Source organism: Streptosporangium nondiastaticum, assembly GCF_003011965.1.
Taxonomy (GTDB): domain Bacteria; phylum Actinomycetota; class Actinomycetes; order Streptomycetales; family Streptomycetaceae; genus Streptomyces; species Streptomyces nondiastaticus.
Genome location: NZ_PXWG01000203.1, coordinates 1 through 8,581, shown reverse-complemented (window position 1 = coordinate 8,581; position 8,581 = coordinate 1). Strand labels below are relative to the sequence as shown.

The window sequence follows — 8,581 nt, the reverse complement described above, 5'->3', positions numbered from 1 at the left end:
GCCCGGCCCGTGAACTCCCGAACCAGAACCCGAAAGGCTGATCATGTTCGGACTCTCCACATCCCAGGAGATCGTCTGGCTGCACGAGCAGATGCTGCCCGGCAGTCGCGCCTACAACTTCACCGCCACCGTGGACCTGCGGGGCGCCCTCGACGAGGACGCGCTCCGCGAGGGGCTGGCGGCCGCGCTCGGGCGCCACCCCGGTCTGCGGCTCGAACTCGTCGACTCCCCCGGCGGGCTGCCCGGCCAGCGCGTGCGGGAGCGGTGCGCGCCCCGGCTGCGGACGGCCGACCTCGGCGGCGAGGCGGACCCGGAGGCGGCGTTCGCCGCCCTGCTGCGCACCGAGGCCGAGACGCCCCTCGACGTGTACGAGGCGCCGCTGCTGCGCTGGAGCCTCGTCCGGCTCGGCCCGGACCACCACCGGCTCGTGCACGTCGAGCACCACCTCGTCCACGACGGGCACTCGTTCGCGATCCTGCTGAACGACGTGTTCACCGTCTACCGGGCGCGCGTGCTCGGCGAGCGGGCGGTCCTGCCGCCCGCCCGCTCGTACACCGACCACCTCGAAGCCGCCGGGAGCCCCGAGCGGGCGGACCGGCGCGCGGCGGGCCTGGAGTACTGGCGGCGCGAGCTGGGCGACGCGTCGTTCGATCTGCCGCTGCCCGGCCTCGCCCGGCCCGGGGCGCGGCGCCGGCACGCGGGCGGGCAGCTGCGCCGGTCCGTGGACGCGGAGCTCGCCGAGCGCCTGCGCACCCACAGCCGCGCCCAGGGCCACACCCCGTTCTCGACGCTCCTCGCGCTCTTCGCCGAGCTGCTGCGCCGTCACAGCGGTCGCGCCGACCTCGTCGTCGGCACCGCGGTCGGCAACCGCCCCGAGGGCTTCGAGTCGGCCACCGGCATGTTCGTGAACACGATCCCGCTGCGGCTGCGCCTCGACCCGGCGGCGGGCGCGGACGAGGCGGTGGACGAGGTCACCGACAGCCTCATCCGCGCGCTGCCGCACCAGGACGTCCCCGTGCAGGTGCTCACCCGCGAGCTCGGCCTGCACACGTCCGGCGCGGACAACCCGCTGTTCAGCGTCATGTTCAGCGCCCACGACGCGGCGCTGCCGGAGGTGGAGGTGCCGAGCCTGGAGGTGTCGCTGTTCGAGGGTTTCAACACCGGCACCACGCGCTTCGACCTCGACCTGGTGCTGCTGCCGGACGACCGGCGCACGGTCGGCCCGCGGAGCGGCCCGGCCGGCATGACGCTGGTCTGGGACTACGACCGGGACCTGTTCGACGAGGACGCCGCCCGGCTGCTCGCCGACCGCTTCCTCGGTCTCGTACGGGCCTATCTGGAAGAGCCCGCAGCGCCTCTCGCGGCGCTCGGAGCGGAGCCGGTGGACCTGCCGGCGCGGACCGGGGAGCCCGTGGACCCCGGCGCCGCCCTCGACCCCGTCTCCCGGCACGACCCCGGCCTCCCTGCCCTCGTCAGCGGCGCCCGGAAGATCACCTACGGCGAACTCGACCGGCTGGTGGACGAGCTGGCGGCGCGGCTGCGCGCGGCGGGCGTCGCCGCCGGCCGGCCGGTCGCGGCGGTCCTGCCGCGCGGCGTGGACACCGTCGTGACACTGCTCGCGTGCCTGCGCACGGGCGCGGTCTACTGCCCGCTGTCGCCCAACGACCCGGCGAGCCGCCTGGAGACGCTGCTGCGGCGCCTGTCCCCGGCCCTGGTCCTGACCGACCGCGAGAGCGCCCTCGCGCTGCCCGCGGAGGGCCTGCCGGCGCCGGTCGCGCTGCTCGGCGCCGAGGAGCCGTTCCCCGCCGCGGCGCCGGCCGCGCGCGTCGACGGTGCCGCGTACGTCATCCACACGTCCGGTTCGACAGGCCTGCCCAAGGCCGTGGCGGTCGGCCGCACCGCGCTCGCCCACCACATGACGACCGTGTCCGCGCGCTTCGGGATGCGCTCCGACGACAGGGTGCTGCTCTTCGCGCAGCCGTCGTTCGACGTGGCGCTGGAGGAGGTGCTGCCGTCCCTGCTGGCCGGTGCGTGCCTGGTGGTGCCGCAGCGGGAGGTGCCGACGGCGGCCGAGCTGATCGCCGTCCTGGCGGCCCGCCGGGTCACCGTCGCCAATCTGCCGACGAGTTACCTCCTGGCCGTGCGGGAGGAGCTGTGCGAGGCGCTCCGCGACGGGATGTGGGAGCCGCGGCTGCTGGTCACCGGCGGCGAGCGGCTGCCGGCCGCCGCCCTGCGGGACGTCCTGGCCGCGACGGACGCGACGGTCCTCAACGCGTACGGGGTGACCGAGGCGACCATCACCTCGGCGGTCCACGAAGTGAGCCGTGAAGGTGCCGGCGGCGCCGGGGAGGCCTGTGAAGTGCCGCTGGGGACCGCGCTGCCGGGGGTCGGGGTGCACGTCCTGGACGCGGGGCTGCGGCCGCTGCCCGTGGGCGCGGTCGGCGAACTCGCGGTCTCGGGCGCGGCCCTCGCCGAGGGCTATCTCGGGGGCGGTGAGGCCGCCGCGGCGACCGCGGCCCGGTTCGTCACCGTGCCCGCGCTCGGCGGGGCGCGCGCCTACCTGACCGGCGACCTCGGGTACCGGGACCGCGACGGCCTGCTGTGGTTCCTCGGCCGCCGCGACAACCAGGTCAAGCTGCGCGGCTACCGCATCGAGCCGGAGGAGATCGAGGCGGTGGCCTCCGAGGTGCTCGGCGGCCGCTCGTGCGCGGTCGTCCTCGGCCACGACGCGGCCGGCGCCCCCTGCCTGACCGGCTTCGTCGACGGCGGGGAGGAGCCGGACCAGGCCCTGCTGCACAAGGCGCTGTCCGAACGGCTGCCCGCCGCGCTCGTCCCCGCGCGCTGGCTCCGGCCCGCGGCGATGCCGGTGCTGCCCGGCGGCAAGCCGGACCGCGCCGCGCTGGCCCGGCTCGCCGCCGAAGCGGTGACGGCCGGCGGCCCGGCGGCCCCGGAGCGGGAGGAGAGCTCCGATCCGGCCGTCGCCCTGCTGGCCGAGGGCTGGCGGGAGGTCCTGGGGCACGACCGGTTCTCGCCGTCGTCCCACTTCTTCCAGGTCGGCGGGCACTCCCTGCTCGCCGCGCACCTTGCCGCGTGGCTGGAGCCCCGGCTCGGCGCGCGCCCGCCGCTGCGCGTCCTCTTCCAGCACCCCGTCCTCGCCGACCAGGCCCGCGCCCTGACGGAGACCGCCCCGTGAGCCGCCCGATGAGCCGCCCGATGAGCACCACCACCCTGTCGTCCGTCCTGGAGACCGAGCACCGCGACCTCGCCGAAGCGTTCACGGCGTTCGTCCGCCGGGAGCTCGTGCCGCTGGCCGCCGAACTCCCCGAGGACGGGGGCCTGCCGCCGGCCGAGCTCCGCGCGTACGTCCGCCGCCGCTCGGCGAAGCTGGGGTTCTACGCCGGTGACCACCCCGAGGAACTCGGCGGCTCCGGCATGCCGTTCAGCGCCGTGGTCATGCTGCACCACGCGGCCGGGCGCAGCGGCTGCCCGCTCGCCCCGTACGCGCTGGCCGGCTCGGACGGCCCGAGCCCGCTGCTGCGCCGCGGCACGGAACAGCAGATCGAGCGGTATCTGAAGCCGCTCGTGCGGGGCGAGGCGACGCGCTGCCTCGCGCTGACCGAGCCGAACGCCGGATCGGACGCCTTCCACCTCACCACGACCGCCCGGCAGGACGCCGACGGCGGCTGGGTGCTCTCGGGACGCAAGACGTTCGTGAGCAACGCCGGGCACGCCGACTTCGTGATCGTCGTGGCCCGGGCGGTGGACGGCGACGGCAAGGACCTCGGGCCGACCGCGTTCGTCACGGGCATGGACACGGCGCGGCTGCGCATCGGCCAGCGCTACGAGGGCATGTCCGGCGAGGAGCTGTACGAGCTCGTGCTGGACGAGGTGCGGCTGCCCGCCGACGCCGTCGTCGGCGGCGCGGCGGGCGTGGGCGCGGCGCTCGGCAACGGCATCGACAGCCTCTCGCGGGGCCGGCTCGTGGTGGCGGCGATGTGCAACGGCATCGCCGAGCACGCCCTGGAGCTCGGCATCGCGTACGCCCGCGAGCGGAAGGCGTTCGGCGAGCGCATCGGCGCGTACCAGCACGTGCAGGAGCACCTCGTCAGCAGCCGGGCCGAGGTGGAGGCGGCCAAGCTGCTGACGCTGGCGTGCGCGCGGCTCGTCGACGACGGCGTGGAGACCCCGGAGAACGCGGCGCTCGCCAAGCTGACGTCCTCCGAGACCGCGGTCCGCGTCGTGGACCGGGCGCTGCAGGTGCACGGGGCGACGGGGTGGGTGCGCGGCCACCCCCTGGAGTTCCTCTACCGGTACGTCCGGATGATGACGATCATCGAGGGGACCTCCGAGATCCAGAAGGTGATCGTCGCCCGGGCCATGGGGCTGGGCTGAGCGCGCCCGCCCCCGCCCCCGATCCCTTCTCCTGCCGACGACGTCACGGAGGAACCATGACTTCTTCACGTACTGCCGCACACCTGTCCATCGCACACGGCGGCACCGCGACCGCTGAGGGCTGGGACGACGTCCTGGCCCGGTACGCGCACCACGTCTCCGCGTCCCCGGACGCGCCCGCCGTCGAGGACGGCGAACTGACCTGGACCTACGCCGAACTGGACGCCCTCGCCCACCGGACGGCCGACGCACTGCGCGACCGGGTGGGGTCCGGCGACCTCGTCGCCGTCTGCCTGGACCGCTCCGCCGCCCTGGTCGCCACGGCCGTCGCCGTGGCCCGGCTCGGCGCCGTCTACCTCCCGCTCGGGCCACGCCCCGGTGAGCGACGGCTCGCCGCGGTCGCCGGCGGGCTGCGCGTCGCCTGCCTGATCGGCGCGCCCGGCGTGCTGCCCGAGGCGTACGCGGGCGCCGAGCGGCTGCCCCTGCCGCTGCCCGCCGAGGGCGCCAACGCGCACGGCGGGGTCGTCGCCGCCTTCCCCGCCGCCGGCCCGGACTCCGGGCGCCCCGCCGTTCCGGACGGCACCTTCTACGCCGTGCTCACCTCCGGCTCGACCGGCGTGCCCAAGGCCGTAGCGGTGCCGGGCACCGCCCTCGCCGCCCGCCTGCGCTGGTACGCCGCGCGCACCGCCGCCCGGCCCGGCGACCGGCACAGCCTGCTGGTCGGCGTCTCCTTCGACCCGCACGTCCTGGAGCTGTGGGCCGCCCTGACCTCCGGCGCGGCCCTCGCCGTCCCCCCGGACGACGTCCGCTGGGATCCCGAGGTCCTCACCGCGTGGTGGCGGCGGGCCGGCGTGACCGTGGCCATCCTGCCCACGCCCCTGGCCGAGATCGTCCTCGAACGCCCCTGGCGGGACCTCCCCGCGTTGCGCCACCTCAGCATCGGCGGCGACCGGCTGCGGCGCCGGCCCGGGCCGGACGTCACCGCACGCGTGGACAACGCGTACGGGCCGGCCGAGGCCGCCGTCGTGGCGACCGCGCACGACCTCGGCTCCGCCGGCGACGCCCCCGGCACTCCCCCGCCGATCGGCACGCCCGCCGACGGCACCGTCGTGTGCGTCACCGGCCCCGAAGGGCACGTCGTGCCGCGCGGCGAGGCCGGCGAACTGCGCATCGGCGGCGCGGGCCTCGCGAGCGGGTACCTGGACGAGGCCCTCACCGCCCGCCGCTTCGTCGCCCCGCCGCCGGAGGTGACCGGCACCGGCCGCGTCTACCGCACCGGGGACCGGGTGCGGATGCGGCCCGACGGCGTCCTGGAGTTCCTCGGCCGCCTGGACGACCAGGTCAAGGTGCGCGGCGCACGCATCGAACCGGCCGAGACGGAGGCCGCGTTCGAGGACGACCCGCGCGTCCTGCGGGCCGTCGTCGCGGCGGAGTCCGCCGCCGGCGGCGACGTCCGGCTGATCGCGTTCGTCCGGCTCGCGCCGGACACGGGCGCCCTGCCGGCGGCCGGACTGCTGGACGCGGTGCGCGGCCGCCTGCCCGAGCAGGCGGTGCCGTCGGCACTGCGCTACGTGGAGGCGTTCCCGCTCGACGCCAACGGCAAGGTCGACCGGGCGGCGCTGCTGGCCGGCGCGGGGGCCGCTCCCGCGGTGGGGGACGATGCCGGTACGGACTCGGTCCCGGACTACAGGGACACGGACACGGATACGGAGCGGCTCGTGGTCGAGCTGTGCCGGAACATCCTCGGCCGGCCCGAGACGGGTCCCGGCGACAACTTCCTCGCCTCGGGCGGCGATTCCCTGACCGCGGCCAGGCTGCTGACCGCCCTGGAGGAACGCTTCGGCGTCCGGCTCCGGGCACCGCAGCTGCTCCGCAGGCCGGACCTGCGCAGCCTGGCGGAACTGGTGGACTCACGCCGGGAACGCGTGCCGGCGGCGCCGGGAACGGAGAGCCCGGAAACGGGGGCGGCCGTTCCCTCGGCCGCAAGGGCGGAGGACCGCGTCGGAGAGGGCCCGGGGAGCCGTCCGGTGGAGCACCACCGGGACTCCAACGAGCCGGCGGAGCAAGCCGCCTTCCCCGCCGCAACGGCGGATCACCGCAGCAAGGGCCGGGGGACCGGCCCGGTGGAGCACCACCAGGACTCCAGCCCGGCAGGCACCGCCGAGCCGCCGCAGCAGGCCGTCCCCTCCGCCGCAGCGGCGGACGACCACGACCGCGTGAGCCCGGCGGAACACCCGGCTCCCCGGGCCGGCAGGCCCCCCGCGCCCGGCCCGGCCGCCGCCTCCGGCGGGGTCCTCGGCCGCGTCCTCGCGCACGCCGCGGCGGAGCCGGCCGCCCTCGCCGTGACCGACGGCGAACTCACCCTCACCTACGGGGAGCTGGCCGCCGCCGCCCGCCGTCTGGCGGGGGCCCTGCAGGCCCGCGGTGTCGGGCGGGGCACGCCGGTGGGGCTGCTGCTGCCGCATTCCGTGGGCGCCGTCGTGGCGAAGGCCGCCGTCTGGTGGGCGGGCGGGCACTACGTGCCGCTCGACGCGGCATATCCGCGCGCCCGTACGGAGGCGATGCTCGCCGACGCCGGCGTCTCCCTCGTCGTCGGCGAGAAGGACCTGCTCGAAGCAGCGGGCATACCGGCCGTCCGGACGCTCGTCCTGACCGCGGGCGGCCTCGCCGGATGCGGTCCCGACGCCGCGGAGAGCGACTTGCCGGAGCCTCCGCCGTACGACCCCGGCGCGACGGCGTACGTGATGTACACGTCCGGGTCGACCGGTCGCCCGAAGGGTGTGGCGATCACCCACCGCGGCATCGCGGGGCTGACCGCCGGCCCGGACTTCCTGACGGTCACCCCGCGGGACCGCGTGCTGTTCCACTCGGCGCTGACCTTCGACGGCTCGCCGTTCGAGCTGTGGGTGGCCCTCGCCAACGGCGCGGCGGTGGCCGTCTCGCCCGCGGGGCGGCAGTCGCTGGAGGGCCTGGCGCGGGACGTGGAGCGGCTGGGTGCCACGGTGGCGTTCCTGACGACGGCGCTCTTCCACCACCTGGCCGCGCGCCGCTCCCCGGTCTTCTCCGTGCTGCGTTCGGTGATCGTGGGCGGCGAGGCCCTGTCGGCGCGGCACGCGCGGGCCGTCCTGCGCGCCCACCCGTGGCTGGAGCTGGTCAACGGCTACGGGCCGACCGAGACCACGTCGTTCGCCACCGCCCACCGCGTGCGGGACGCCGACTGCGACGCCCCGCCGCCGATCGGGCGTCCCCTGGCCGGGGCGACGGCGCACGTCCTGGACGAGCACGGCGCCGTGGCGCCCGCCGGCACCCGCGGCGAGCTGTGGGTGGGCGGCCCCCGTCTCGCGGCGGGGTACGTCGGCCAGGAGGCCCTCACGGCGGAGCGCTTCGTGGAACATCCCTCGGCGGGGCGGATCTACCGCACGGGCGACGTCGTCTCGGCGCGACCGGACGGGACGCTGGACTTCCACGGCCGCGTGGACGACCAGGTCAAGGTCCGCGGCTTCCGGATCGAGCCGGGCGAGATCGAGCACGCCCTGCGCGACCACCCGCGGGTGGCGGACGCCGCCGTCACCGTCGTACGGGCCGGCGAGGACGACGCGCGCCTGGTCGCGTTCGTGGTCCCCGACGGCGAAGGGCAGCCCGCGGTGGCGGCCCTGCGCGACCACTTGGCGGGGCGGCTGCCCGCGCACCTGCTGCCCAACGCGTGGTCCGTGGTCGGCGCGCTGCCGCTGACGGGCAACGGCAAGGTGGACCGCCGGGCCCTCGCCGGGCGGCCGGTGCCGGGGCTGCCGCGGTCGCCGGACGCGCCCGGGCCCGTACGCCGCGAGCTGACACCTCTTCAGCGGGCGGTCGCGGACGCCTGGGGGCGGGCGCTGGAGTGCGAGGTCGGCGACGCGGACGCCGACTTCCTGGCCCTGGGCGGGCACTCGCTGCTCGCGCTGGGCGTCGTGGACGACCTGCGTGAGGACCTCGGCGTGGAGCTGACGCTGGCCGCGTTCTTCGCGGCGCCCACGGTGGCCGGGCAGGCGGCCCTCGTCGAGGAGGCGCTGGCGGAGGCGTTCGGCGCGGAGCCGGCCGCCGGGCGGAACGGGGCGGGACAGTGAGCGGCGGTGCGGCTTCGGAGGCCGCGCGGCAGGAGGCGCTGCTGCGGCTCGCCCGCCGCCGCAGCGCGGACGCCCGGGCCCGCCGG

Annotated in this window: 3 protein-coding genes; all 3 read left to right on the top strand. The window is 76.9% G+C overall.

All coding sequences use genetic code 11. The annotated features are described in order from the left end of the window. Window positions 1-43: 43 nt before the first annotated feature. The 3 genes from B7P34_RS33865 to B7P34_RS39070 are packed head-to-tail and all read left to right on the top strand — an operon-like array spanning window position 44 to window position 8,495. Window positions 44-3,193: a non-ribosomal peptide synthetase gene (locus B7P34_RS33865; protein WP_106681990.1), complete on the top strand. Its 3,150-nt coding sequence runs from the start codon at window positions 44-46 to the stop codon at window positions 3,191-3,193. 20 nt (window positions 3,194-3,213) lie between these two features. Then, window positions 3,214-4,392 carry an acyl-CoA dehydrogenase family protein gene (locus tag B7P34_RS33860; RefSeq protein ID WP_106681989.1) on the top strand — a complete coding sequence of 393 codons (1,179 nt, stop codon included), beginning with the start codon at window positions 3,214-3,216 and terminating at the stop codon, window positions 4,390-4,392. A 56-nt stretch (window positions 4,393-4,448) separates the two neighbouring features. Further along, window positions 4,449-8,495: an amino acid adenylation domain-containing protein gene (locus tag B7P34_RS39070; RefSeq protein ID WP_223268514.1), complete on the top strand. Its 4,047-nt coding sequence runs from the start codon at window positions 4,449-4,451 to the stop codon at window positions 8,493-8,495. Window positions 8,496-8,581: the final 86 nt, after the last annotated feature.